The following is a 23,744-nucleotide window of genomic DNA, read 5'->3' on the forward strand; positions in this document are numbered from 1 at the left end:
ATGGGCGAGGTCCGCATCATCGGCGGCCAGTGGAAGCGCTCCAAGCTGCCCGTGCCCGACGCGCCGGGGCTTCGCCCCACATCCGACCGCATCCGCGAGACGCTGTTCAACTGGCTGGGCCAGACGCTGACCGGCTGGCGCGTGCTGGATGCCTTTGCTGGCAGCGGCGCGCTGGGCTTCGAGGCGGCCTCGCGCGAGGCCGCCGAGGTGGTGCTGGTGGAGCGTGACGTCAGGCTGGCTGCCGGCCTGCGCACCAGCGCGCAGCGGCTCAAGGCGACCACGATGAAGGTCCACACGGCCGACGCCCTGGCCTGGATGCGCGCCGCCCCGCCCGCCAGCTTCGACCTCATCCTGCTCGACCCGCCCTTTGCCGCCGAGCTCTTCGAGCCAGCGCTGGCCGCTGCCGCGCCGTTGCTGGCCAAAGATGGCCTGATCTACGTCGAGGCTCCCCACGAGATCGCCGCGCCGGCCGGATTCACCGCCTGGCGCCAGGGCCGTGCCGGCGCCGTGCACTACCAGTTGCTGCGGCGCGAGGACAATCCCGCCTCATGACTTCGCGCACCACCATCACCGCCGTCTACCCCGGCACCTTCGACCCGATCACGCTCGGGCATGAAGACCTGATGCGCCGCGCCGCCGGCATGTTCGAGCGGCTGGTGCTGGCGGTGGCCGTCGGCCATCACAAGAAGACCATGTTCTCGCTGGACGAGCGGCTGGCCATGGCCCAGGAGGTCGCCGCACCGCTGGGCAACGTCGAGGTCATCGCCTTCGACGGCCTGCTGCGCGATTTCGTGCGCACGCATGCCGGCCGCGTCGTCGTGCGCGGCCTGCGCACCGGCGGCGACTTCGAGTACGAGTTCCAGATGGCCGGCATGAACCGCAAGCTCATGCCCGAGGTCGAGACCATCTTCCTGACGCCCGGCGAACGCCACCAGTACACGTCCAGCACCTTTGTGCGCGAGATTGCGACGCTGGGCGGCGAGGTGGCGGAGTTCGTGTCGCCGGGTGTGCTGGCGCGCTTGAACGCCAAGTTCAAGGGAGCTTGAGATGGCGCTGATGATCACGGACGAATGCATCAACTGCGATGTCTGCGAGCCCGCCTGCCCCAACAACGCGATCTCGATGGGCGACGAGTTCTACAAGATCGACCCGGCCAAGTGCACCGAATGCGTCGGCCATTTCGACGAGCCGCAGTGCGTGATGCTGTGCCCCGTGGCCTGTATCCCCATCAACCCGGCCCACATCGAAAGCCGCGAGACGCTGCTGCTGAAATACCAGCGCCTGACGGCTGCCGCGGCTAGTTAGGAAACACCGTCTTCAGCACCTGGGCCAGCCTGGCCCCGGCGATGGTGAGTTGCTGGCGCTTGATGGCGTCCGCCCTGGCGCTGTAGCCGCTGGGCAGCACGACGGTCCAGTGCGAACTCTGCTTGGCCGAGAACGTCAGCCCCTGCAGCGCCAGGCCCGCCTGGTCCAGTGACTGAGAGGCCCAGCGGGCCGGCCATTCGACGGGGTCGCCCTGGTTGGGGCGGATCTTGCGCGCCTCGGCCAGCCAGGTGGCGTTCACGCGACCAGGCTTGAACTTGTCCGGCACGCCGTCCCACAGTGTGTGCAGCTTCAGCGGGCCAAAGCCGGCGCCCACGGGGCCCGCCGGTGCGCTCGCCGGTGCAGGCGGCTTGGGTGCACCCACCACCCAGAGGCTGTTGCCGCCCACGGTGAAGCTCTTCTCGTCGAAGCCGGTCTTGTCCGGATCCAGGCGCTGGCCCTGGGCGTCGAGGTAGAGCGAGCCGACGTGCAGGGGCTGGTGGATGTCGCCCACCAGGTGCGCCAGCACCAGCAGAGCCTCGCGCTGGCTCTTGAAGTGCGGCGGGCCGTCGGCGTGCTTGCCCTGCAGCACCAGGATGGCCGTGCGCAGCGCACCGGCCACGTCGTCCTCGCGCGTGCCGACGAAGCCGAGCAGGTAGCGGCTGCGCTGCAGCGCAACGTCGGCGTAGTGTGTCTGGCGGTGGCAGCTGTCCTCGTCCATGCCGATGTGGCACTGCTTGTCGTTGCGCCTCACGTAGTCGGCCATCTCGGCGATGCGGACCGGCGTCTCCAGCGGCGCGCATTCGGCGTATTTGCCGGGCGCCGGGTATTTGTAGTCGTGGCTGGGCGAGATGCCCTTGGCGCAGTCGGCCCAGATGGCGGCCAGCGGCAGCGGGATGTCGCCCAGCAGCGCGGCCACGCGGGCCTCGGCCGGGCTGCCCTTGATGAGGCCGGCGGCGATGGTCGCGACGGTCTGGTGACCGTCGGCACCCCAGGCGTGGGCGATCGCGGGCAGGGCCAGTGTGGCGGCAAGCAGCAGGCGGCGCATCGGATTCCCCGTCAGTCGATCAAGGCTGCAATCTTGCCCGGCTGGAAATGCAGGTCAATGAAATCCGCCAGGCCATCGAACACGGCGTCCAGCGGCCGCCCCGCCTGGCCGAACAAGGCCTTCAGCACGTCCGGCTGCTCGAACAGGCCGTGGGCATAGACGCCCAGCACCTGGCCGCCCAGACCACCTTGCCAGCCCACGACCTCGCCCGCGGCGTTGCGCAGCGCCACACGCGGCGGCGGCAGGCCGGCATGAGGCTGGGTGCGGCCGTGGCGGATCTCGTAGCCGCTGATCCGCACGCCGGCCAGGGCCTGCCAGCCGCCGTCCAGATCGTTGCCGAAGCTGAACTCGGCGCTGCGCAGCAGCTTCTCGGGCTCGAAGACGGTCACCAGCGGCAGCAGGCCCAGGCCTGGCGCGTTGCCGTCCAGGCCGTGGGGGTCGATCAGCGCCTCGCCCAGCATCTGCAGGCCGCCGCAGATGCCCAGGATGCGGCCGCGGTGGCTGTTGATGGCCAGGTCCAGTTTCTGAGCGCGCAGCCAGGCGAGGTCGGCCGCGGTGGCCTTGGAGCCGGGCAAGATGATCCAGTCCACGCCCGCCAGGTCCCTGGGCTCGCGCGCCCAGGACAGGCGCACGCCGGGCAGTTGGCGCAGCGGCTGGAACTCGTCGAGGTTGGAGATGCGCGGGTAGGCGACGACGGCGATGCGCAGGCCGCTGCCGGCGTGGCCTGTGCTGGCGTCGTCGAACACGCCGTCCTCTTCCGGCAGGCCATGGCCGCGCCACATCGGCAGCGTGGCGATGGTGGGCACACCGGTCAGGCGCTCCAGCAGCTCGGGGCCGGGCGACAGCAGGCCGGCGTCGCCACGGAAGCGGTTCAGCACGAAGCCGCGCACCTGGGCGCGCACGTCCTCCGGCATCAGCTGATGGGTGCCGTAGAGGTGGGCGAAGGCGCCGCCACGGTCGATGTCGGTGACGAGAAGGCAGGCCGCCTTGGCGTCGCGCGCGGTGCCGAGGTTGACGTAGTCACTGGGCGCCAGGTTGATCTCGGCCGGCGAGCCTGCGCCTTCGATGACGACCACGTCGTTCTCGCGCAGCAGCTCGTGTAGCGCCGCCCGTGCGCGCGGCCTGAGCAGGGCGCTGCGCTCGCGCCAGGGCAGGCGCGAGAGCTCTGCGTCCACTTCGCCCAGCACGACGACCTGGCTCTGCGTGTCGGCCTCGGGCTTGAGCAGCACCGGGTTCATGCGCACCTCGGGCACGCGGTTGGCTGCCAGGGCCTGGAAGTACTGGGCGCTGCCGATCTCGCCCATGAGCCCGTTCAACCCCGGCACCACGCGGGCGTTGTTGCTCATGTTCTGGGCCTTGAAGGGCGCGACCTTGAGCCCCTGGCGGGCGTACCAGCGGCACAGCGCCGTGGCCAGCCAGCTTTTGCCCGCGCCGCTCGTCGTGCCGAGCACCATCACTGCCTTGCCGCTCATGAGTCTTCGCTTTCGATTTCAAGCAGAGCCTGCTGCAGCGCCTGCTGCGAGGCCGGGGGCTGGGCCGACACGCGCACCCAGCCTGGCAGGCTGAAGGAGGCCGCGTCGCGCAGGCGGATGCCGCGCTCGCGCAGCCGCGGCGCCATGTCGGCGCGTGGCGGACGGGCCAGCCAGAAGTGGGTGCAGCTGGGGCGCTGCAGCCAGTCGAGGTCGGCCAGCAGCGCGCGCTGCTGCGCCGTCCAGTCGCGCAGTTGCCGGCGTGCGTCGACCAGCCAGGTCCGGGTGTCGTCGGTCGACCAGTGCATCAGCATGGCCACGCCCTCGGCCGACAGCACCCAGCTGGGTGCCAGCGACAGCGCATGCGCCCAGACCGCGTCGGCCGAAGGCGCGACGAGGTAGCCCGCCCGCACGCCCGTCAGCCCCAGGGCCTTGTTGGGGCAATGCAGCTGCCAGGCCCCGGCGGGCAGGGCGGGCGCTGCGCCATGCAGGCGCAGCGGCTCGTAGGCACGGTCGATCACGACGAGGGCGTCCAGTTCGGGCCAGGCCGCCACGCTGGCGCCGGTCGGGTTGCAGGGCTCGCAGATCCAGACCAGCGCGGGCGCCGTCGGCCGGATATCGGCGGGCTGGGCATAGGGCTTGACCGCCAGACCCAGGGCCCGGGCGGCGAGTGCGTAGTCGCCAAAGCCCGGCTGTGGCACCCACACCTCGCGGCGGCCGGCCAGCAGCGCGGCCAGCGTCAGGCGCCGGATGCCCTCGGCGCCGCCGGCCGTCGGCAGCACGAGGTCAGCATCGCCGAGCCGCCGGCGCAGCGTGTGGTAGCCCGGGTCGGGGTAGCTGCCGCGGTCCGCATCCCGAACCGCGCCCAGCAACGCCGGCGGCGGGCCCAGCGGGCTGGCGTTGGTCGAGAAGTCATGCGCGACCGCCGGGCCGCCATCCGGCCCGCCATGCTCCGGCAGCAGGGGCGTGTTCATGTCCTCAGCGCCCAGGCCAGCGTCGCAATCAACACCGCGCCGGCGATGACGGCCTGTTGCGCGGCCCCGCGCGCGGCGTGCAGATCGCCCGCGCGCACGGTCTGGCCGCCGGCGTGCAGCGTGTAGACGCCGGGCTTGCTCAAGCGCCGGTCCAGCCGCAGCGCCATCGCGGCCATGGGCCAGCCGCTGTTGGGCGACGGCGTGCGGCGAGCCTCGCGCACCAGCCGGGCCAGCGACGGCGGCATCAGCAGCAGCGCCGTCAGCCGCGCCGGCAGCCAGGACAGCCCGTCGTCCGCCCGCGCCGCCCACTTGCCGCACCACTCGCGCTCGTCCCGGTAGCCCCACATCGCGTCTGCCGTATTGGCGAAGCGGTAGACCGCGGCACCGGGCAGGCCGGCGATGGCGAACCAGAACAGCGGCGCGATGACCGAGTCGTTGAGGTTCTCGGCCAGCGTCTCGATGGCGGCCTCGCGCACCTCGGTCTCGGTGAGCGCCGAGGTGTCGCGGCTGACCAGGCGCGACAGCCGCACCCGGCCGGCGTCCAGCGATTCGCCCAACGCCGCCTCGACCGCCGAGGCCTCCTCAGCCAGCATGCGCCAGGCCAGCAGAGGCTTGAGCAGCAACCCGATCAACGCGGCTGCAGCGGCCAGGCGCAGCGGCGCGGCCCAGGGCTGCAGCGCGATCAGCACCCAGCCTTCGGCCCACAGGGCGATGAAGCCCACCAGCACCGCCCCCACGCACCAGGCCAGCGCGCCAGCCGCGAAGCCCAGGGCCGGCGGCAGTGTCGTTAGCCTGAACACGCCCAGGTAGCGCCCCATGCCCACGACAGGGTGCGCCCAGGCCGGTGGCTCGCCAAACGCCCGGTCGACGAGCAGCGCGACCAGCAGGGCGAGCGGCAGCAGGGCGGCCATCGGATCAGTCCTCGATGCCGCGCTGCGCCGGCACGCCGGCCCGGTAGTGGTGCTTCACCAGGGCCATCTCGGTCACCGTGTCGGCCAGCTCGATCAGCTCCGCGGGCGCGCCGCGCCCGGTCAGCACGACGTGCACATGCGGCGGGCGCTCACGCAGGCAGGCCAGCACGGCGTCCAGCTCCAGCCAGCCGTAGCGCAAGGGGTACATGATCTCGTCCAGCACGACGAGGAAGTGGTCGCCCGCGCGGATCACCGACTCGGCCCGTGCCCAGCCCTCGCGGGCCAGCTCGGCCGAGTGCTCCAGGTCCTTGCTCTTCCACGAGAAGCCATCGCCCAGGCCTTCGATGGGCACGCCCAGCTGCTCGAATACGCGGTGCTCGCCGAAGCGGGCGCTGGGCACCTTCATGAACTGGTAGATGCGCACCGCCTTGCCGCGGCCGTGCGCCCGCAGCGCGAGGCCGAAGGCGGCCGTGCTCTTGCCCTTGCCGTCGCCGGTGTGCACGAGCACCAGGCCGCGGCGTTCGCCGCTGGGGATGACGCGCTCGCGGTCGACAGGGGGTTTCTCGATTTCCATGCTTCAGCCCTTGAAGAACGCGGCGATGGCCTCGGGGTTGGACGGGAAGTAATGGTGCAGATAGCTCGCGCGCAGCGAGCCCTGCTGGTACAGCGCTTCAGCGGTCTTGCCACCGTTGGGATTGGTCGCCCGCGCGATCGGCGCGAGCGGTGTCTCCAGCGTGGAGTAGTGATAGCTGTGGCCGCGCAGCGGGCCTTCGGGCCAGTCGATGGCTTGCAGGCCCAGGGCCGCCAGGCGCTGCTGCACATGGGCGCGGCCGGGCATGACGCCGGCCATGCGATGGGCGTCGCCCGCTGTGTCTGTCAGCCCGTCCAGCAGGGCCAGCATGCCGCCGCATTCGGCCAGCAGCGGCCTGCCGGCGGCGATGTGGGCGGCCAGCGCGGCGGCCAGGGTGGGGTGGGCGCCGAGCGCCCCGGCATGCAGCTCCGGATAGCCGCCCGGCAGCCAGGCGGCTTCGCAGGCCGGCAGCGGCTCGTGGCGCAGCGGCGAGAAGAAGGCCAGCTCGGCGCCCAGCGCGCGCAGCAGGTCGACATTGGCCGGGTAGATGAAGCCGAAGGCCGCGTCGCGCGCGATGGCGATGCGCCGGCCGCGCAGCAGTGGCGGCAGCGGCGGCTCGGTCGTGTCCTCGAACGGCACCGGCTTGAACGCGAAGCCGGGGCGCAGCGCGTCCTCCCAGGCTCCGGCCCAGGCGTCCAGCTGGGCATCCATCCCGGGTTGCTCCAGCGCCTGCACGAGGCCCAGGTGGCGCTCCGGCAGGCTCAGCGCCGGGTTGCGCGGTAGGGCGGCGATCAGCGGCAGGTCGTCCGGCAGGCCCTCGCCCAGCATGCGGCCGTGGGCCGGGCTGCCGGTGCGGTTGGCGATGACGCCGCAGTGGCGCAGCCCGGGCCGGAAGCGGGCGAGGCCCGTGGCCAGTGCCGCAAAGGTCTGGGCCATGGCCGAGGCGTCGATGACGCAGACCAGGGGCAGGCCGAAGGCGGCCGCAAGGTCGGCGCTGCTGGGGTTGCCGTCGAACAGGCCCATGACGCCTTCGACGAGTAGCAGGTCGGCCTCGCGCGCGGCCCGGGCCAGCAGGGCTTGGCAGTGGGCGAAGCCGCCCATGAAGAGATCCAGCTGGTAGGCCGGGTGGCCGCTGGCGCGCTCCAGGATGCCGGGGTCGAGGAAGTCCGGGCCGGTCTTGAAGACTCGCACGCGCTCGCCGCGGCGGGCGTGACTGCGCGCGATGGCGGCCGTGACGCTGGTCTTGCCGGAGCCCGAGGATGGCGCGCTGATGAAGAGGGCCGGGCAGGAGAGGGACGGTGCACCCTTCGCGCTCCGCGCTGTCCCGCCGAGCGGGAGCTGAGCCCCTTCGGGCGGCCGTGCGGGGCTCATAGCGGAAGCGCCACCCAGCGGCCCTCGATCTGCGCGATGTGCAGGCTGGGGCCGAAGACGCGCTTCAGCGCCGCGTGCGTGGCGGCGTCGCCGGGCGCGCCGGCATGCACGATGCGGCCGTCGGCCATCAGCACCAGATGGTCGGCCTGCAGCGCCAGGTGCAGCTCGTGCAGCACGCTGACGACGCTGTGGCCGGCCGCGACGCGCGCGCGGACGATGGCCATCCACTCGGCCTGGTGCGGCGGGTCGAGGTGGGCCAGCGGCTCGTCCATCAGTGTGAGCGGTGCGTCCACCGCGAGGGCGCGGGCCAGCAGCACGCGCTGGCGTTCGCCGCCGGACAGCGAGCCCAGCCGCCGCTCGCGCCAGGCCCAGCTTTGCGTGGCCTGCATGGCGGCGCGCACGGCGGCGTTGTCGGCGGCGGTGGGCGGCGCCAGCCAGGGGCGGTGCGGCAGGCGGCCGAGCTGCACGACGTCCTCGGCCGTCAGGTCGTCGGCGCCGGTCTCCTGCTGGCCCATCCAGGCGAGCTGGCGGGCGCGCTCGCGGCTGGGCCAATCCTGCAGCGGGCGGCCGTCGAGCTGCACGTCGCCGTCGCAGCACTGCAGGCCGGCGATGGCGCGCAGCAGCGTGGACTTGCCAGCGCCGTTGGGGCCGACGATGGCCGTCCAGCGACCGCGCGGCAGGGCGAGGGCTATGCCGTGTATGAGGTCGCGGCCGTCGATGCGGACGCGATCGATGCGGGCGTGCAGCGCGGTCATCGCTTGGGGGCTCCGCGACGGTGCATCAGTACGAGGAGGTAGACGCCGCCCAGCAGCGCCGTGACGAGGCCGACCGGCAGCTCCTGTGGCCGCATGAGCCCGCGCGCCAGCACGTCGGCGGCCAGCAACAGCGCGCCGCCTGCCGCGGCCGAAAGCAGGATGAGCCGGCCGTGCAGCATGGGGCATAGCGTGCGCACCAGGTGCGGTGCCACGAGACCCACGAAAGCGACGATGCCCGTCTGCGCGACGGCCGCACCGGTGGCCAGCGCGAAGGCGAAGATCAGCAGCAGCCGCACCAGGCCCATGCGCACGCCCAGCGACGCGGCGGTGGCCTCGCCCAGCGTCAGCGCATCCAGCGCCGGGCTGGCTACGAGTCCGATCAGCGCCGCGGCGATGCCGCAGGCCGCCATCACGCCGACGCTGCTCCAGCCCAGCAGGCCGGTGTTGCCGAGCAGGAAGGCCTGCATGGCGCGCAGGATGTCGGGCGCCCACAGCGTGGCCAGACCCGTCAGCGCATTCAGCACGACGCCGACGACGACGCCGGCCAGCAGCAGCCGCAGCGTCTGCTCCACGCCGCGCGCGAGGATGAGCGTGAGGCCCACGCCCACCAGGGTGCCGACGAAGGCGATGCCGGTCAGCCCCACGCGGGCCAGCAGCGACGAGGTCTGCGGTGACACGCCCGTCAGCGCCAGCGCGACGGCCACGGCCAGGCCGGCGCCCGAGGCGCTGCCCAGCAGATAGGGGTCGGCCAGGGGGTTGCGGAACAGGCCCTGCGCCATGGCTCCGGCCATGCCCAGCAGCGCGCCGGCCCACCAGGCGCCCAGCGAGCGCGGCAAGCGGATCTCCCACAGGATGACGCTCATGCTGTCGTCGCCCAGGTCGGCCCAGCCGGTGCTGCCGATGAGCACGCCGGCCAGCACGCCGCCGGCGCCGACGAGCAGCAGCAGCGTGAGCAGCAGGCCGGGGCGGACGTTCATCACGACGCGGCTTTCTCGCGCAGGCAGCGGGCCATGATCTGCGCGGCCTCGGCCATGCGCGGGCCGGGGCGGGAGAGGATGTCGCCGTCCTCGGGCCGGAACACGCAGACGCGGCCGCGCCGGATGGCTTCGATGCGGTCCCAGCCGGGGCGCTGTGCCAGGCCCTCGGAGCCGCGCTGGCCGATCATGATGAGTGCCGGGTTAGCCTTGACGACGTACTCGGCGTTGATCTTGGGGAAGGGGCCCAGGTCTGGCGGGATGATGTTGCCGGCGCCCAGCCGGGCCAGCGTCTCGCCCATGAAGGACACGGTGCCGGCGGCATACAGGCCGCTGGCAACCTCGTAGTAGACGCGAATGCCGCGCGCCGCAGGTGGCACGCTGCTGGCCGCCGCGGCCACGCCGGCCTCGATGTGGCGCCAGACGCGCTGGGCATCGGCCACGCCCAGCACCTGCCCGATGATGCCCAGCACGCGCTGCACGTCGCGGTAGCTGCGCGGTTCCAGCGCCACCACCTTCATGCCCAGCGCGCGCAACCGCTCGGCCACGCGCGAGGACACCGCCACCAGCACCACGTCGGGCTTGAGCGAGGCGATCAGCTCGACGTTGGTGTCATCGATGCCGCCGACCTTGGGCAGCGTGTTCACGCTCGCCGGGAAATTGGAGTAACGGTCAACGCCGACGAGGCGGGCACAGGCGCCCAGCTCGCAGACGGTCTCGGTCAGCGAGGGCAGCAGGCTGACGACGCGCTGCGGCGGCGCCGGAATCTGCGTCAGCTGGCCAAGGTCGTCCTTGATCTCGACGGCATGCGCCGGCAGCGCGAAGGCGAGCAGCAGTGCGAGCAAAAGGCGTTCAAGCATCGTTGGAATTCTCGACAGTTCGCGTCCAGGCCTGGCCCGCCACCATCAGTGTCAGCCGGCCGCACCGGTGGGCCACATCCTGGTTCAGCCGGCCGAGTTCGTCCACGTAGTCACGCGCCTCGCGGCCCAGCGGGCTCACGCCCCAGCCGACCTCGTTGGAGACGAAAACGAAGCGGGATTTCAGCTGAGGCAACAAGGCCAGCAGCGCATTGCGTTCGGCCTGCCAGCCGACCGCGTCGGGGGCGCCGTTCATCGGCATCAGCCAGTTCACGAGCCACAGCGTCAGGCAGTCGACGACGACGAGGGTGCCCGCGTCGTCGGCTTCTTGGAGGGCCGCGCTCAGGGCCAGCGGGGCTTCGATCGTCTCGAAGCCCGCCGGCCGCGTGGCGCGGTGGTGGGCGATGCGCGCACGCATCTCGGCGTCCAGCGCCAGCGCCGTGGCAATGACCACCACGCGGCCGGGCCAGCGCAGGGCCAGCTTCTCGGCCTGGCGGGACTTGCCGCTGCGCTGGCCGCCGACGATGAGTTCGTGTGCGCTCATCGTCAGCCGATCAGAGCGTGGGGCTCCAGCGCAGCGAAACCAGGGCCGTGCGTGGCGCCGACGCGAAGCCGTAGGCCGTCGTCGTCTCGCGGTCGAAGGCGTTGTCCAGGTTCAGCTGCAGCTTGAGTTCACGGCTGAGCTTGTACTGCGCGTTGAAGTTGACGAGGCCGTAGCCGCCCAGCTTGCGCGTGTTGGCGGCGTTGTCCCAGCGCGTGCCCGAGGCCTGCACGCCGGCGCCCAGGACCCAGTCACCCAGCGCCGTGTCGGCATTGACGGTGGCCAGGCGCTTGGCGCGGCGGGCCAGCAGCAGGCCGGTGCTGGCGTCGGTGGGCTTCTGGAAGTCCAGCGTCGCGCGCAGGTTCACAGCGGCGAGCTGCGTGGCGCCGGCCAGGCTCAGGCCCTGCAGCTTGGCCTGCGACACGTTCTGGTAGCAGCCGAAGGCGCTCTGGCAGCTGCCGGCCGCGCCGAAGACGATCAGGCTGCTGACGCGGTTGCGGTAGGCCGTGGCGCTGAGCTCGGTGTTGCCCACGCCGTATTTCAGGCCCAGCTCGACATTGCGGCCGTGCTCGGCTTCCAGCGGCTTGACGCCGGGCTTGCTGAGGTCGGGGCCGTAGACGGTGCCCTGCTGGTAGATCGTCGGCGCGCGGAAGGCGTTGCCCACCGAGCCGACGATGCGCAGGCCGGGCGCGACCTCGTAGCCCGCCAGCAGCGTGCCGGTGTCGACGCTGCCGAACTGGCTGTCGTTGTCGTGGCGCGCATGGGCCTGCAGGCTGAAGGCGCCCAGGTTGAGCAGATAGCCCGCGCCCACGGCATTGCGGTGGCGCTTGCCCACGCCGGCGGTGACGAGGCCGCTGTTCTGCAGCTCGTCCTCGATGCGCTCGCCCTGGAAGTTGACTTGCTGGCCCTGGCCGAGGATGTAGGACCCCGTCAGCGCGAGGTTCCTGACCTTGGTGATGGTGAGGTAGGGCGAGGGGTTGGTTTCATAGCGGTCGCGCGACTCGCCGTAGCTCAGCTGCGTCTGCAGGACGGGCGCCCATTGCGCCGTCCAGGCCAGCCGTGTGGCGTCGGTGTCCGTCACCGTGTGGTCGTCCACCAGCGGCCTGGACTTGGACGCGTCGTACTGCGCGTTGGCGTGGTTCTTGATGACGATCACTTCCGCGCGATGGCCCTCGGCCAGCTGGGCGCCGATGCGGGCCGTGCCCTGGTATTTGCGCCAGCCGTCGCGGTCGGGGATGTAGCTGAAGGAGCCGGGTACGTCGGTGGTGGCATTGAAGCCGTCGCTCTCCTCGCCGGCGCCGGTGAAGGCGAAGTCGATGATGCCGACACTGCCGAACAGGCCGCCGTCGGCCTTGCGTGTGCCCTGCGTGCCGAGAGCCACGCCGAAGTCGGCGCTGATCCTGCCGCCACCCTTGCGGGTGAAGATCTGCACCACGCCGCCGACGGCGTCGGAGCCGTAGATGGCGCTGGCCGGGCCCTTGAGCACTTCCACGCGCTCGACCTGGGCCAGCGGGATGCCCTGCCAGCTGGCGCCGCCAGTGGCCTGGGAGTCCATGCGCACGCCGTCGACGAGCACGAGGGTATGGCGCGTGTCGGCGCCGCGCAGGTAGAGGCTGGTGTTGGCTGCCGGGCCGCCGTTGCGGACCATTTCGGCGCAGCCGCTGTTGCGCAGCAGGTCGGCCACGCTGGCAGCGGCCTGGCGCTCGATGTCGGCGCGGGTGATGACGGTCAGGTCGGCCAGCACGTCGGCCAGCCGCTGGGGCGTGCGCGTGGCGGTGGTGACGACGGTGTCGAGCTTGTTCTGGGCGTGGGCGGACGTGGCCAGGGCCAGGGCGGCCAGGGCGGGCAGCGACCGACGGGCCGCGAGGAGGGAGTGACGCATGAGAAAGAGACGCGAACGAACACTCAGCCCTGCTGACCCCCGCAGCAAGGCTGAAAAACGGCCGCTGCGCATGAAGCGAGGCGGCCCCGTCGTTGGCCGGTATCCGGGCTGGTGGCGCTGTGTTCGAGACCTTCCCAGCCCTGGGGCCAGTGGTCGTGGATCGAACGCTGAGGCGGGAGCCTCGTCCACTTACCGTTGCGGGGACAGCTCAGGTTAGATCTGCAGCGGTGCTGCGCGTCCTCCTGATTCCCGTTGAACTGCAGCCGCCTTGAAGGCGGGCGCGAGCACCAACGGCAGGCATTCTATCGGCCGCTGCTGGCGCTGCCCGAGGGCTTGTGGGGCCTGTCCGTCTTGGGCGGCTTCAGGCGCGCCACGGCCGGACCGCTGGCTGCCTGGGCTGGCGGCGGCAGCGACTGCAGGCCTAGGGCGGCCGCGCGCTGGTGGCGGGCCTCGGCCTCGCTGGCGCGGCGCGAGGCGGCGAGCGCCGCGGCATGCTTGGCGGCGGCCAGGTGCCGGTCCCGCGCGGCGCGGCTGTCGGTCGCGCTGGGTTCATCGAAGCTGACGCCGCTGGCGCCACCGCCACCGGGGCAGGGCGAGTCGCGCAGGTCGCGGCCGTCGGGCCCGCAGCGGTAGACCTGGGCCTGGCGCTGCACGGTCTGCGCCTGGGCGGGCAGGGCGAGGGTGGCGCTGCACAGCGCCAGCAGCAGTTTCATCATGCAGATGGAGTTTGATCGCTCGGCGCCGGCTTGGGGGGCTTGGGCCGCGGCGGCTTGGCGTGAATCCTGGCCAGCGCCTTGTCCATCTGGCCGCTCAGCATCAGCTCGACGGCGGCGTAGCTCTTCTCGATGCAGTCCTCTACCGCCTGTCGCTCGGCCAGCGGTGGCTTGCGCAGCACGTAGCCGGCCACCTCGGCCTTGTGGCCCGGGTGGCCGATGCCCAGCCGCAGCCGCCAGAAGTCGCCGCTGCCGAGCTGGGCCTGCATGTCCTTGAGCCCGTTGTGGCCGCCGTTGCCGCCGCCCTTCTTGAACTTCATTTCGCCGGGCGGCAGGTCCAGCTCGTCGTGCACGGCCAGGATCTCCTCCGGCGCGATCTTGAAGAAGCGCGCCAGCGCCGCGACCGATTTGCCGGAGAGGTTCATGTAGGTCATGGGTTCCAGCAGCCAGATCGGGCCGCTGGCGCCGGGTGCGTGGTTCACGCGGGCGACGAGGCCGTGATAGGCCTTGTCGGGCGACAGCGTGACTTTCAGCCCCCGGGCCAGGCCATCGATCCACCAGAAGCCGGCGTTGTGGCGGGTGTCTTCGTATTCGGCCCCGGGGTTACCCAGGCCGACCATCAGTTTGATCATGTTCGTGATCGTAGCTTTGGCTCCCAGCAACGGTCTGGCTACATTCGACCGGCAACATGAGCCGCACGGAGTGAACTCGAATGAAGAACAAGGAATTCCGGCGCAGCCGTTCGGCGGGCGCTGCCAAGATGTGGGTCCTGGCCGCGGTGGCCGTCGCCGGCATCGGGCTGGGTGCCTGGTGGCTGAAGGGCCGCGACACCGGCGCTGACGGCCCGGGTGCCGCCTCCGCCGCTTCGGGGCCGGGCCGCTCGGCGGCCGGCGGGCGCTTCGGCCGAAGCGGGCCGCAGCCGGTCTCGGTGGCCACGGTGCAGAAGCGCGACATCAACGTCGCCGTCGACGCCATCGGCAGCATCGCCTCGGCCAACACGGCGGTCGTGCGGGCCAAGGTCAGCGGCGAGCTGAGGGCGCTCTACTTCCACGAGGGCGAGCCGGTGAAGGCCGGCCAGGTGCTGGCGCTGATCGACCCCAAGCCCTACGAGATCGCCCGCGACCAGGCGCTGGCGGCCCTGGCCCGCGACCAGGCCCAGCTGGAGAACGCCCGCGCCGACCTGGCCCGCTACAAGGATCTCGTTGCCAAGGACGCTGCGCCGCGTCAGCAGCTCGACACGCAGACGGCGCTGGTGCGCCAGCTGGAGGCGACGGTGCTGTCCGACCAGGCGACGGTGGACAACGCCAAGCTGCAACTCTCCTACACCCGCGTCACGGCGCCCATCGCCGGCCAGGCTGGCCTCAAGCAGGCCGACCTCGGCAACAACGTGACGCCCGGCGATGCCAACGGCATCCTGAGCATCGCGCAGACGCAGCCGGCCGCCGTCGTCTTTGCCGTGCCCGACGCGCGGCTGGCGCGCATCCGCCAGCAGCTCGCCGACAAGCAGCCGCTGGCCGTGCAGGCCTGGGATCGCGAGCGCAAGGCCCTGCTGGCCGAGGGCAAGGTCGCCAGCACCGACAACGCCATCGACGCGACGACCGGCACCATCAAGGTCAAGGCCTTGTTCGCCAACAAGGACAACAGCCTCTTTCCCAACCAGTTCGTCAACGTGCGGCTGCAGCTGGACCGGCTCAAGGACGTGCTGGTCGTGCCGACGGCCGCCGTGCAGCGTGGCGCGCCGGGCGTCTTCGTCTACGTCGTGGCCGACGGGCAGGTGGCACTGCGCAAGGTGGCGCTGCTGACGACGGATGGCGACTGGGCCGCCGTGCAGGGCGACCTCAAGCCGGGCGACCAGGTTGTCACCGATGGCGCCGACCGGCTGCGCGACGGTGGCAAGGCCGAAGTCATCAAGGCGCCGGCCGGCGCGGCGTCGGGCGCAGGCGGGCGTGGCCGCAACCGCGCGCAGGCGGCCTCGGCACCGGCCTCGGCAGCCTCGCGATGAACCCCTCGCGCCTTTTCATCACGCGGCCGGTCGCGACCTCGCTGCTGATGCTGGCCATCGTGCTGGCCGGCGCGCTGGCCTACCGGCTGTTGCCGGTGTCGGCCCTGCCCGAGGTGGACTACCCGACCATCCAGGTCACCACCCTCTACCCCGGCGCCAGCCCGGACGTGATGACGTCCTCCGTCACCGCGCCGCTGGAGCGGCAGTTCGGCCAGATGCCAGGCCTGGCGCAGATGTCGTCGACCAGCTCCGGCGGCGCCTCCGTCATCACGCTGCGCTTCGAGCTCAGCCTGGCGCTGGACGTGGCCGAGCAGGAGGTGCAGGCGGCCATCAATGCCGGCAGCAACCTGCTGCCCGGCGACCTGCCGATGCCGCCGGTCTACAGCAAGGTGAACCCGGCCGATGCGCCGGTCATGACGATTGCCGTGTCGTCGACGACGCTGCCGATCACGCGTGTGCACGACCTCGTCGAGAGCCGCCTGGCGCAGAAGATCTCGCAGGTGCCGGGCGTGGGCCTGGTGGGCATCGCGGGCGGCCGGCGGCCGGCCGTGCGCATCCAGGCCAACCCCGGCTCGCTGGCTGCATTGGGGCTGTCCATCGACGACGTCCGCACCGCCATCGCCGCTGCCAACGTCAACCAGTCCAAGGGCAGCTTCGACGGGCCGCTGCGCGCCTCCACGCTGGATGCCAACGACCAGCTGCGCAGTGCATCCGAGTACGCCAACCTGGTGATTGCCTACAAGAACGGCAACCCGGTGCGGCTCAAGGATGTGGCCCAGCTTGTCGACGATGCTGAGAACCTGCGGCTGGCGGCCTGGGCCGGACAGGCGGACAAGCCGTCGGTTTCCGCCGTTATCCTGAACGTGCAGCGCCAACCCGGTGCCAACGTCATCGACACCGTGGACCGTGTGCGTGCCGTGCTGCCGCAGCTGCAGGCCAGCCTGCCCGCGTCGCTGGACGTGCAGATCCTTTCCGACCGTACCACCACCATCCGCGCGTCGGTCAGCGACGTGCAGCACGAGCTGCTGTTCGCCATCGTCCTCGTCATCGGGGTCATCTTCGTTTTCCTGCGCAGCGTGCCGGCCACCGTCATCCCGGCCGTGGCGGTGCCGGTGTCGCTGGTGGGCACCTTCGGTGTCATGTACTTGGCCGGGTTCTCGATCAACAACCTGACGCTGATGGCCCTGGTCATCTCCACGGGCTTCGTCGTGGACGACGCCATCGTCATGATTGAGAACATCGCGCGGCACATGGAGGAGGGCGGCGAGGGCGTCAGCGCTTTTGACGCTTCCCTGACCGGCTCCAAGCAGATCGGCTTCACCATCATCTCGCTGACGGTCTCGCTGATCGCCGTGCTGATCCCGCTGCTGTTCATGGGCGACGTGGTGGGGCGGCTCTTCCACGAGTTCGCGATCACGCTGGCCGTGTCCATCCTGATTTCGGCCTTCGTGTCGCTGACGCTGACGCCCATGATGTGCGCGCGGCTGCTCAAGCATGAGCATGACGAAGACCATGGCCGGCTGTGGCGCGCTGTGGGCAAGGCCTTCGACGACACCATCGCCGCCTACGGCCGCATGCTGACCTGGGTGCTCGACCGCTCGGCGGCGACGCTGATCGTCTTCCTCGCGACGCTGGTGCTGACCGGCGTGCTCTACCTGCTGGTGCCCAAGGGCTTCTTCCCGGTGCAGGACACGGGCCAGATCCAGGGCATCACCGAGGCAGCGCAGTCCACCTCGTTCGCGGCGATGGCCGAGCACCAGCAACGCCTGGCCGAGCGCGTGCTGAAGGACCCGGCGGTTGAAAGCGTCTCGTCCTTCATCGGCGTGGACGGCGGCAACACGACGCTGAACCAGGGCCGCATGCAGATCACGCTCAAGCCCAAGGAAGTCCGCGGCACCAGCGCCGCAGAGGTATCGCGCCGCATCGCCGACGCGGTGGCCGACGAGCCGGGCATCGCGCTGTACCTGCAGCCCGTGCAGGACCTGACCATCGAGGACCGCATTGCCAAGACGCAGTACCAGTTCACGCTGAGCTCGCCGGACTCGGCCGAGCTGAGTCGCTCGACGACGGCTGTGCTGGAGCGGCTGCGCGGGTTGAAGCAGATCGCCGACGTCGCCAGCGACCAGCAGGAGCAAGGGCTGCAGGCCTATGTCGACATCGACCACGACGCGGCCGGGCGGCTGGGCGTCAGCGTCGCGGCCATCGACAGCGCCCTCTACAGCGCCTTCGGCCAGCGACTGATCTCCACCATCTTCACGCAGAGCAACCAGTACCGCGTCGTGCTGGAGGTGGCACCCGAGCACCGTGCGGGCCTGGATGGGCTGAAGCGCCTATACGTGCCCGGCACCGGTGGCGTGCAGGTGCCGCTCAGTTCGGTGGCGCGCTTCAGCGAGCGGCTGGCGCCGCTGGCCGTCAACCACGTGGCGCAGTTCCCGTCTTCCACCGTGTCCTTCAACCTCGCTCCCAGTGCTTCGCTAGGCGAGGCGGTCAAGTCCATCCGCGCCGAGGTCGATGCGCTGCAGCTGCCACTCAGCGTGGAGACCCGCTTCGAGGGCGCGGCGCTTGCCTTCCAGTCGTCGCTCACCAGTACGCTGCTGCTCATCCTCGCGGCCATCGTGACGATGTACATCGTGCTGGGCGTGCTCTACGAGAGCACCATCCACCCGCTGACCATCCTGTCCACGCTGCCCTCCGCCGGCCTGGGCGCGCTGCTGGCGCTGCTGGCTTTCCGGCTGGACCTGGACATCATCGCCATCATCGGCATCGTGCTGCTGATCGGCATCGTCAAGAAGAACGCGATCATGATGATCGACTTCGCGCTGGAGGCCGAGCGTGACCTCGGCTTGAGTCCGCGCGAGGCCATCCACCAGGCCTGCCTGCTGCGTTTCCGGCCCATCCTGATGACGACGATGGCTGCGCTGCTGGGCGCGCTGCCGCTGATGCTGGGTACGGGGGTGGGTAGCGAGCTGCGTCATCCGCTGGGCGTGGTGATGGTGGGCGGCCTCATCGTCAGCCAGCTGCTGACGCTGTTCACGACGCCGGTCATCTACCTTGGCTTCTCGGCGCTGGCTGCGCGCCTGAAAGGTGGCGCCGGACGCGAGGAGGCGGCAGCATGAAGGCCCCGACGTGCGCGTTGCTCGCTGCACCCCGAGGGGGCTCGTCCTCCTTTGGGGCGGCCCGGCAGGAGGCCGCGTGAACCTGTCGCGCGTCTTCATCGAGCGCCCCATCGGCACGGCGCTGATCACCATCGGCATCGCGCTGGCCGGGGCGATCGCCTACCTGCTGCTGCCCATCGCGCCGCTGCCGCAGGTGGAGTTCCCGACCATCTCGGTCAGCGCCTCCCTCCCCGGCGCCAGCCCCGACACCATGGCCGCCACGGTCGCCACGCCGCTGGAGCGCACGCTGGGCAGCATCGCCGGCGTCACGGAGATCACGTCGTCGTCGTCCCTGGGCAGCGCGCGCGTGACGCTGCAGTTCGACATGAGCCGCAGCATCGACGCCGCCGCGCGCGAGGTGCAGGCCGGCATCAACGCCTCGCGCGCCCTGCTGCCCACGGGCATGCCCAGCAACCCGACCTACCGCAAGGTCAACCCGGCCGACGCGCCCATCATGATCGTGGCGCTGACGTCGGACACGCTGACGCGCGGCCAGATGTACGACGCCGCGTCCACCGTGCTCGCTCAGCGGCTGGCGCAGGTGGATGGCGTGGGCCAGGTGACGGTGGGCGGCGGCGCGCTGCCGGCCGTGCGCATCGAGCTGGATCCCAACAAGCTGTCTGCGCAGGGCATCGCGCTGGAGCAGGTCAGGGCGGCCGTGGTTGCGACGAATGCGAACCGGCCCAAGGGTGTGCTGGAAGACGGTGGCCGCAGCTGGCAGATCGGCGCCAACGACCAGGCGCGCCAGGCCAGCGACTACATGCCCCTGGTGCTGAGCTACCGCAATGGCGCCGCCGTGCGCCTGGGCGACGTGGCCGACATCCAGGACAGCGTGCAGGACGTGCGCAACGACGGACTGGCCAACGGTCGCAAGGCGGTGCTGCTCATTCTCAACAAGGCGCCGTCGGCTAACATCATCCAGACCGTGGACACCGTGCGCGGCCTGCTGCCGCAGCTGCGCGCCTCCATCTCGCCGGCCATCAACGTCGACGTCGTCATGGACCGCACGGCCACCATTCGCGGCAGCATCGTGGAAGTGCAGCGCACGCTGGTGATCGCCTTCGGCCTGGTCATCGTCGTCGTCTTCGTCTTCCTGCGGCGCTTCCGTGCGGCGCTGCTGCCGGCCGTGGCCGTGCCGGTGTCGCTGGCCGGCACCTTCGGCGCGATGTACCTGCTGGGCTACAGCATCGACAACCTGTCGCTGATGGCCATGACCGTCGCGACGGGCTTCGTCGTCGACGACGCCATCGTCGTGCTGGAAAACATCTCGCGCCACATCGAGCGTGGCGTGCCGCCGCGCGAGGCGGCACTGCGCGGAGCGCGCGAGATCGGCTTCACCGTCGTCTCGATCTCGCTGAGCCTGATCGCCGTCTTCATTCCCATCCTGGCCATGGGCGGCATCGTCGGGCGGCTGTTCCGCGAGTTCGCCGTCGTGCTGTCGGTGGCCATCCTGGTGTCCATGGTGGTGTCGCTGACCACCACGCCCATGATGGCCGCTACGCTGCTCAAGCCGCACACGGCGGCGAAGCCCCCGGGCCGCATCGGCCGTGTCTTTGCGGCCTTGCAGCGCGGCCTGCTGCGCGGCTACCGCCGCTCGCTGCGCTGGACGCTGCGCCACCAGCCCCTGGCGCTGCTGGCGCTGGCCGGCGTCGTCGCGCTGAACGTGCACCTCTACATGACCATCCCCAAGGGCTTCTTCCCGCAGCAGGACACCGGGCTGATGATCGGCGGCGTGCAGGCCGACCAGGCCAGCTCCTTCCAGTCCATGCAGGGCAAGCTGCGCACCTTCCACGACATCGTGCGCGCCGACCCGGCCGTGGCCAACGTGACCGGCTTCACCGGCGGCGGCCAGCGCAACAGCGCCAATATGTTCATCAGCCTCAAGCCCCGCAAGGAGCGCGAGGAGACGGTGGACGACGTCATCAACCGCCTGCGCGGCAAGCTGGCCAAGGTGCCGGGGGCCAATATGTTCCTCGCGCCCGTGCAGGACATCCGCATCGGCGGCCGGCAGTCCAACGCGTCCTGGCAGTACACGCTGCAGGCCGACGATCTGGCCGACCTGCGCACCTGGGAGCCGCGCATCCGCCGCGCGCTGACCGAGGTGCCCGAGATCACCGACGTCAACACCGACCAGCAGGACAAGGGCACGCAGACCTCGCTGGTCGTCGACCGCGACGCGCTGGCGCGCCTGGGCCTGACGATGAGCGCCGTGGACGCCGCGCTGAACAACGCCTTCGGCCAGCGCCAGGTGGGCGTCATCTACAACCCGCTGAACCAGTACCGCGTCGTCATGGAGCTGGCGCCCGAGTGGCTGCAAAGCCCGCAGACCCTGGACCGGCTGATGCTGACCCGCAGCAGCGGCCAGCAGGTGCCTCTGTCGGCCGTGGCGCGCGTGGAGACGACCAGCACGCCGCTGTCGGTCAACCACCAGAGCGGCACGCCGGCCAGCACCATCAGCTTCAACCTGGCCGAGGGCGTGTCCTTGTCGGATGCCGTTGCGGCCATCAACGACGCCGTCGCCGGCAGCGGAGCGCCGGTGTCGGTGCGCGGCAGCTTCCAGGGCACGGCCCAGGCCTTCCAGGCCTCGCTCAAATCCCAGCCGCTGCTCATCCTTGCGGCCATCGTCACCATTTACCTCGTGCTGGGCATGCTCTACGAGAGCCTCATCCACCCGATCACGATTCTTTCGACGCTGCCCTCGGCCGGCGTCGGCGCGCTGCTGGCGCTGATGGCCTTCAAGACCGACTTCACCATCATTGCGCTGATCGGCGTGATCCTCTTGATCGGCATCGTGAAGAAGAACGCCATCATGATGCTGGACTTCGCCATCTCGGCGCAGCGCGAGGCGGCCGAGCGTGGCCGCCGCCTGGGCGCGGGGGCGGCCATCTACCGTGCGGCGCTGCTGCGGCTGCGGCCCATCCTGATGACGACGGTGGCCGCCGTCTTCGGCGCCGTGCCGCTGGCCCTGGGCCACGGCGAAGGCGCCGAGCTGCGCGTGCCGCTGGGCATTTCCATCGTCGGTGGCCTGCTGCTGAGCCAGCTGCTGACCCTCTACACCACGCCCGTCGTGTTCTGCTGCATGGACCGCCTTAGCCGCAGGAAGCGCGCGCTGGCGCCTGCAGCCGTTCTCCAGACCGCGACCTGAAGCCATGCCGAAGACCGCCTTTGCTCCCCTGACCGCCGCCCTGCTGCTGGCCGGCTGCGCCGTGACTTCGCAGCGCCCGCCCGCCGAGCCCGCACCGCCCGCCGCCTTCCAGGGCTCGGCGCAATGGCAGCGCGCCGCGTCCGAGGTCGCCGTTCCCGAGGCCTGGTGGACGATGTTCAAGGACCCGGTGCTGGACAGCCTGCAGGCCGATCTTGTCGTCGGCAACCAGAACCTCGCGGCCGCGCTGGCCCAGGTGCGTTCGGCCCGCGCGGTGCTGGGCGCCAGCCAGTCGGTGATCTTCCCGACGCTGTCGATCGGCGCCGGCACGACACGCTCGGCCAGCGAGAGCGGCGGCAAGCGCACGACGTCGACGACCGACTCGCTGACCGCCAACGCAGCCTGGGAGCTCGACCTCTGGGGCCGGCTGGCCGAGGGCGTGAAGGCCGCGGGCGCGAGCTACCAGGCCAGCCAGGCCGACCTGGCCGCGCTGCGCCTGTCGGCACAGGCCACGCTGACGCAGAACTACTTCGCGCTGCGCACCGCAGAAGCCCAGCAGGCGCTGCTGGAGCGCACGGCCGCCGCCAACCAGCGTGCGCTGGAGCTGACCGAGGTGCGCTATGCCGGCGGTGTCGTCGCGCAGACGGACGTGCTGCAGGCACGCACCCAGCTGCGCAGCGCGCAGTCCCAGCTCGCCGAGATGCGCACCGAGCGCGCCCAGCTGGAGCACGCCATTGCGACGCAGCTCGGCAAGCTGCCGGGGCAGTTCCGGTTGTTACCCAGCTCAAGGCTGCCCGAGCTGCCGCCGGTGCCCGACCTGCTGCCCTCGACGCTGCTGGCCCAGCGGCCGGACATTGCCGCAGCGCGGGCTCGTCAGACGGCGGCCTATGCCCAGATCGGCATCGCCGACGCGGCCTTCTTCCCGTCGGTCGACCTGTCGGCCAGCGCGGGTTATCGGGGCTCGTCCTGGTCCAACCTGGTGTCGGCACCGAATCTGGCCTGGTCGCTGGGCGCGGCCGTGGCGGCGCCGATCTTCGATGGCGGCCAGCGCCAGCTTGCGAGTGCCCAGGCTCGTGCCTCGGCCGACGTGGCGACGGCCAACTACCGCCAGGCGGTGCTGACGGCCTTCCAGGAGGTGGAGGACAACCTCGTGCAGTTTGCCGAGTCCGGCGCCGCGCTGGCGCTGCAGCGCGACGCCTTCGAGGCGGCCAGCCGCAACCTGCAGATCGTGCTGGATCAGTACCGCGCCGGCACGGTCAGCTATCTGAACGTCAGCGCCGCGCAGAGCTCGGCGCTGTCGGCCGAGGGCAACCTGCTCACGTCACGCAACCGTCAGCTCGTCGCGGCCAACGTGTTGCTGAAGAACCTGGGCGGCCGCCTGCCGCCGCAGTAACGAAAAAGGGCTCCTTGCGGAGCCCTTCGTCGTTGGCCTGAAGCCAGACAAGAATTACTTCTTGCCCTTCTTCTTGCCCTTGCCGTCGTCGGCGGCCGGGGCGGCGGCGACGATGACTTCCTCGGCCTTGGGCTCGACCGGCGTCGCGATGACGGGGTTGGGCTTGCCGTGGGTGACGACCTTGATGCCTTCCGGCAGCTTGATGTCGTTGACGTGCAGCGAGTGACCCTTGGTCAGGCCGGACAGGTCCACCTCGATGAACTCGGGCAGTTGCTGGGCCAGGCAGGTGATCAGCAGCTCGGTGACGACGTGGTTGACCGTGCAGTGGTCGGTCTTGACGGCCACGGAGGTCTCTTCGCCGATGAAGTGCAGGGGCACCTTCTTCGTGATCTTGGTCGTGCCGTCCACGCGCTGGAAGTCGCAGTGCAGGACTTGCGGCTTGTAGGGGTGCATCTGGAAGTCACGCAGCAGCACTTGCGTCGAGGCGCCGTTCAGCTCCATGTCCAGCAGCGAGCTGTGGAAGGCTTCCTTCTTCAGGGCGTGGAACAGCGCGTTGTGATCGAGCTCGATCATGACGGGCTCACCGGCACCGAAAACGATACCGGGCACCTTGCCGGCGATACGCAGGCGGCGGCTCGCTCCGGTCCCCTGCAGCTTGCGCTCAAAAGCGACGAACTTCATGGT

The 23,744-nt window shown here is 70.8% G+C and carries 21 protein-coding genes and 1 riboswitch; of the genes, 7 read left to right on the plus strand and 14 right to left on the minus strand.

Annotated features, from left to right (window positions below; all coding sequences use genetic code 11):
- Genes rsmD through AC07VX_RS13690 form a run of 3 tightly spaced genes read left to right on the plus strand, consistent with a single transcriptional unit; the run spans nt 1 to nt 1,305 of the window.
- Nucleotides 1-552 (plus strand): 16S rRNA (guanine(966)-N(2))-methyltransferase RsmD, encoded by a 552-nt coding sequence (gene rsmD / locus AC07VX_RS13680; RefSeq protein WP_493165272.1) that lies wholly within the window; start codon nt 1-3, stop codon nt 550-552.
- On the plus strand, nt 549-1,046 hold the full coding sequence (gene coaD, locus AC07VX_RS13685; protein WP_493165273.1) for a pantetheine-phosphate adenylyltransferase: 498 nt from the start codon (nt 549-551) through the stop codon (nt 1,044-1,046). The genes rsmD and coaD overlap by 4 nt, the downstream gene beginning before the upstream one ends.
- Before the next feature lies 1 nt (nt 1,047).
- Nucleotides 1,048-1,305 carry a YfhL family 4Fe-4S dicluster ferredoxin gene (locus tag AC07VX_RS13690; protein ID WP_493165274.1) on the plus strand — a complete coding sequence of 86 codons (258 nt, stop codon included), beginning with the start codon at nt 1,048-1,050 and terminating at the stop codon, nt 1,303-1,305.
- On the opposite strand, the gene AC07VX_RS13695 is transcribed toward AC07VX_RS13690, so the two are convergent.
- The 13 genes from AC07VX_RS13695 to pth form a co-directional block, all read right to left on the minus strand.
- A complete protein-coding gene (locus AC07VX_RS13695; protein WP_493165275.1) occupies nt 1,298-2,350 on the minus strand; it encodes a S1/P1 nuclease in 1,053 nt (350 codons plus the stop codon). The genes AC07VX_RS13690 and AC07VX_RS13695 overlap by 8 nt on opposite strands.
- A gap of 11 nt (nt 2,351-2,361) precedes the next feature.
- Nucleotides 2,362-3,822: a cobyric acid synthase gene (locus tag AC07VX_RS13700; protein ID WP_493165276.1), complete on the minus strand. Its 1,461-nt coding sequence runs from the start codon at nt 3,820-3,822 to the stop codon at nt 2,362-2,364.
- A complete protein-coding gene (locus tag AC07VX_RS13705; RefSeq protein WP_493165277.1) occupies nt 3,819-4,793 on the minus strand; it encodes an aminotransferase class I/II-fold pyridoxal phosphate-dependent enzyme in 975 nt (324 codons plus the stop codon). Before AC07VX_RS13705 ends, AC07VX_RS13700 begins: the two co-directional genes overlap by 4 nt.
- Nucleotides 4,790-5,704 (minus strand): adenosylcobinamide-phosphate synthase CbiB, encoded by a 915-nt coding sequence (cbiB, locus tag AC07VX_RS13710; protein ID WP_493165278.1) that lies wholly within the window; start codon nt 5,702-5,704, stop codon nt 4,790-4,792. Before cbiB ends, AC07VX_RS13705 begins: the two co-directional genes overlap by 4 nt.
- A gap of 4 nt (nt 5,705-5,708) precedes the next feature.
- A complete protein-coding gene (cobO, locus tag AC07VX_RS13715) occupies nt 5,709-6,278 on the minus strand; it encodes a cob(I)yrinic acid a,c-diamide adenosyltransferase (protein WP_493165279.1) in 570 nt (189 codons plus the stop codon).
- Nucleotides 6,279-6,281: 3 nt separating this feature from the next.
- Nucleotides 6,282-7,646 carry a cobyrinic acid a,c-diamide synthase CobB gene (locus tag AC07VX_RS13720; protein ID WP_493165280.1) on the minus strand — a complete coding sequence of 455 codons (1,365 nt, stop codon included), beginning with the start codon at nt 7,644-7,646 and terminating at the stop codon, nt 6,282-6,284.
- Nucleotides 7,643-8,401 carry an ABC transporter ATP-binding protein gene (locus AC07VX_RS13725; protein ID WP_493165281.1) on the minus strand — a complete coding sequence of 253 codons (759 nt, stop codon included), beginning with the start codon at nt 8,399-8,401 and terminating at the stop codon, nt 7,643-7,645. Before AC07VX_RS13725 ends, AC07VX_RS13720 begins: the two co-directional genes overlap by 4 nt.
- Entirely contained in the window at nt 8,398-9,378 is a 981-nt protein-coding gene (locus AC07VX_RS13730) for a FecCD family ABC transporter permease (protein ID WP_493165282.1), read from the minus strand. Before AC07VX_RS13730 ends, AC07VX_RS13725 begins: the two co-directional genes overlap by 4 nt.
- On the minus strand, nt 9,378-10,235 hold the full coding sequence (locus AC07VX_RS13735) for an ABC transporter substrate-binding protein (RefSeq protein ID WP_493165283.1): 858 nt from the start codon (nt 10,233-10,235) through the stop codon (nt 9,378-9,380). The genes AC07VX_RS13730 and AC07VX_RS13735 overlap by 1 nt, the downstream gene beginning before the upstream one ends.
- The gene (gene cobU / locus AC07VX_RS13740; RefSeq protein WP_493165284.1) at nt 10,228-10,776 is read right to left on the minus strand and encodes a bifunctional adenosylcobinamide kinase/adenosylcobinamide-phosphate guanylyltransferase; all 549 of its coding nucleotides are present in this window, start codon (nt 10,774-10,776) and stop codon (nt 10,228-10,230) included. The genes AC07VX_RS13735 and cobU overlap by 8 nt, the downstream gene beginning before the upstream one ends.
- Before the next feature lie 10 nt (nt 10,777-10,786).
- Nucleotides 10,787-12,655 (minus strand): TonB-dependent receptor domain-containing protein, encoded by a 1,869-nt coding sequence (locus AC07VX_RS13745; RefSeq protein ID WP_493165285.1) that lies wholly within the window; start codon nt 12,653-12,655, stop codon nt 10,787-10,789.
- Between the two features lie 77 nt (nt 12,656-12,732).
- Nucleotides 12,733-12,962, minus strand: a riboswitch (cobalamin riboswitch).
- Nucleotides 12,958-13,371, minus strand: coding sequence for a hypothetical protein (locus AC07VX_RS13750; protein WP_493165286.1), 414 nt, complete (start codon nt 13,369-13,371; stop codon nt 12,958-12,960). It overlaps the preceding riboswitch by 5 nt.
- Complete coding sequence (gene pth / locus AC07VX_RS13755; protein WP_493165287.1) at nt 13,368-14,000, minus strand: aminoacyl-tRNA hydrolase; 633 nt, start codon at nt 13,998-14,000, stop codon at nt 13,368-13,370. The genes AC07VX_RS13750 and pth overlap by 4 nt, the downstream gene beginning before the upstream one ends.
- 80 nt (nt 14,001-14,080) lie before the next feature.
- On the opposite strand from pth, the gene AC07VX_RS13760 reads away from it, so the two are divergent.
- From AC07VX_RS13760 to AC07VX_RS13775, 4 genes are all read left to right on the plus strand, one after another.
- Nucleotides 14,081-15,370 (plus strand): efflux RND transporter periplasmic adaptor subunit, encoded by a 1,290-nt coding sequence (locus tag AC07VX_RS13760; RefSeq protein ID WP_493165288.1) that lies wholly within the window; start codon nt 14,081-14,083, stop codon nt 15,368-15,370.
- Nucleotides 15,367-18,486 carry an MdtB/MuxB family multidrug efflux RND transporter permease subunit gene (locus AC07VX_RS13765; RefSeq protein ID WP_493165289.1) on the plus strand — a complete coding sequence of 1,040 codons (3,120 nt, stop codon included), beginning with the start codon at nt 15,367-15,369 and terminating at the stop codon, nt 18,484-18,486. The genes AC07VX_RS13760 and AC07VX_RS13765 overlap by 4 nt, the downstream gene beginning before the upstream one ends.
- 76 nt (nt 18,487-18,562) lie before the next feature.
- A complete protein-coding gene (locus AC07VX_RS13770) occupies nt 18,563-21,670 on the plus strand; it encodes a multidrug efflux RND transporter permease subunit (RefSeq protein ID WP_493165290.1) in 3,108 nt (1,035 codons plus the stop codon).
- A 4-nt stretch (nt 21,671-21,674) separates the two neighbouring features.
- Nucleotides 21,675-23,060 (plus strand): efflux transporter outer membrane subunit, encoded by a 1,386-nt coding sequence (locus AC07VX_RS13775; protein ID WP_493165291.1) that lies wholly within the window; start codon nt 21,675-21,677, stop codon nt 23,058-23,060.
- A 54-nt stretch (nt 23,061-23,114) separates the two neighbouring features.
- Here AC07VX_RS13775 and AC07VX_RS13780 read toward each other — a convergent pair whose 3' ends face one another.
- Entirely contained in the window at nt 23,115-23,741 is a 627-nt protein-coding gene (locus AC07VX_RS13780) for a 50S ribosomal protein L25/general stress protein Ctc (protein WP_493165292.1), read from the minus strand.
- Nucleotides 23,742-23,744 lie beyond the last annotated feature (3 nt).

The organism is Roseateles sp. GW821-FHT03B02 (assembly GCF_059421025.1).

Coding starts and splice junctions, on each gene's coding strand:
- rsmD (WP_493165272.1), top strand. CDS start 1: ATGGGCGAGGTCCGCATCATCGGCGGCCAGTGGAAGCGCTCCAAGCTG.
- coaD (WP_493165273.1), top strand. CDS start 549: ATGACTTCGCGCACCACCATCACCGCCGTCTACCCCGGCACCTTCGAC.
- AC07VX_RS13690 (WP_493165274.1), top strand. CDS start 1,048: ATGGCGCTGATGATCACGGACGAATGCATCAACTGCGATGTCTGCGAG.
- AC07VX_RS13695 (WP_493165275.1), bottom strand. CDS start 2,350: ATGCGCCGCCTGCTGCTTGCCGCCACACTGGCCCTGCCCGCGATCGCC.
- AC07VX_RS13700 (WP_493165276.1), bottom strand. CDS start 3,822: ATGAGCGGCAAGGCAGTGATGGTGCTCGGCACGACGAGCGGCGCGGGC.
- AC07VX_RS13705 (WP_493165277.1), bottom strand. CDS start 4,793: ATGAACACGCCCCTGCTGCCGGAGCATGGCGGGCCGGATGGCGGCCCG.
- cbiB (WP_493165278.1), bottom strand. CDS start 5,704: ATGGCCGCCCTGCTGCCGCTCGCCCTGCTGGTCGCGCTGCTCGTCGAC.
- cobO (WP_493165279.1), bottom strand. CDS start 6,278: ATGGAAATCGAGAAACCCCCTGTCGACCGCGAGCGCGTCATCCCCAGC.
- AC07VX_RS13720 (WP_493165280.1), bottom strand. CDS start 7,646: ATGAGCCCCGCACGGCCGCCCGAAGGGGCTCAGCTCCCGCTCGGCGGG.
- AC07VX_RS13725 (WP_493165281.1), bottom strand. CDS start 8,401: ATGACCGCGCTGCACGCCCGCATCGATCGCGTCCGCATCGACGGCCGC.
- AC07VX_RS13730 (WP_493165282.1), bottom strand. CDS start 9,378: ATGAACGTCCGCCCCGGCCTGCTGCTCACGCTGCTGCTGCTCGTCGGC.
- AC07VX_RS13735 (WP_493165283.1), bottom strand. CDS start 10,235: ATGCTTGAACGCCTTTTGCTCGCACTGCTGCTCGCCTTCGCGCTGCCG.
- cobU (WP_493165284.1), bottom strand. CDS start 10,776: ATGAGCGCACACGAACTCATCGTCGGCGGCCAGCGCAGCGGCAAGTCC.
- AC07VX_RS13745 (WP_493165285.1), bottom strand. CDS start 12,655: ATGCGTCACTCCCTCCTCGCGGCCCGTCGGTCGCTGCCCGCCCTGGCC.
- AC07VX_RS13750 (WP_493165286.1), bottom strand. CDS start 13,371: ATGATGAAACTGCTGCTGGCGCTGTGCAGCGCCACCCTCGCCCTGCCC.
- pth (WP_493165287.1), bottom strand. CDS start 14,000: ATGATCAAACTGATGGTCGGCCTGGGTAACCCCGGGGCCGAATACGAA.
- AC07VX_RS13760 (WP_493165288.1), top strand. CDS start 14,081: ATGAAGAACAAGGAATTCCGGCGCAGCCGTTCGGCGGGCGCTGCCAAG.
- AC07VX_RS13765 (WP_493165289.1), top strand. CDS start 15,367: ATGAACCCCTCGCGCCTTTTCATCACGCGGCCGGTCGCGACCTCGCTG.
- AC07VX_RS13775 (WP_493165291.1), top strand. CDS start 21,675: ATGCCGAAGACCGCCTTTGCTCCCCTGACCGCCGCCCTGCTGCTGGCC.
- AC07VX_RS13780 (WP_493165292.1), bottom strand. CDS start 23,741: ATGAAGTTCGTCGCTTTTGAGCGCAAGCTGCAGGGGACCGGAGCGAGC.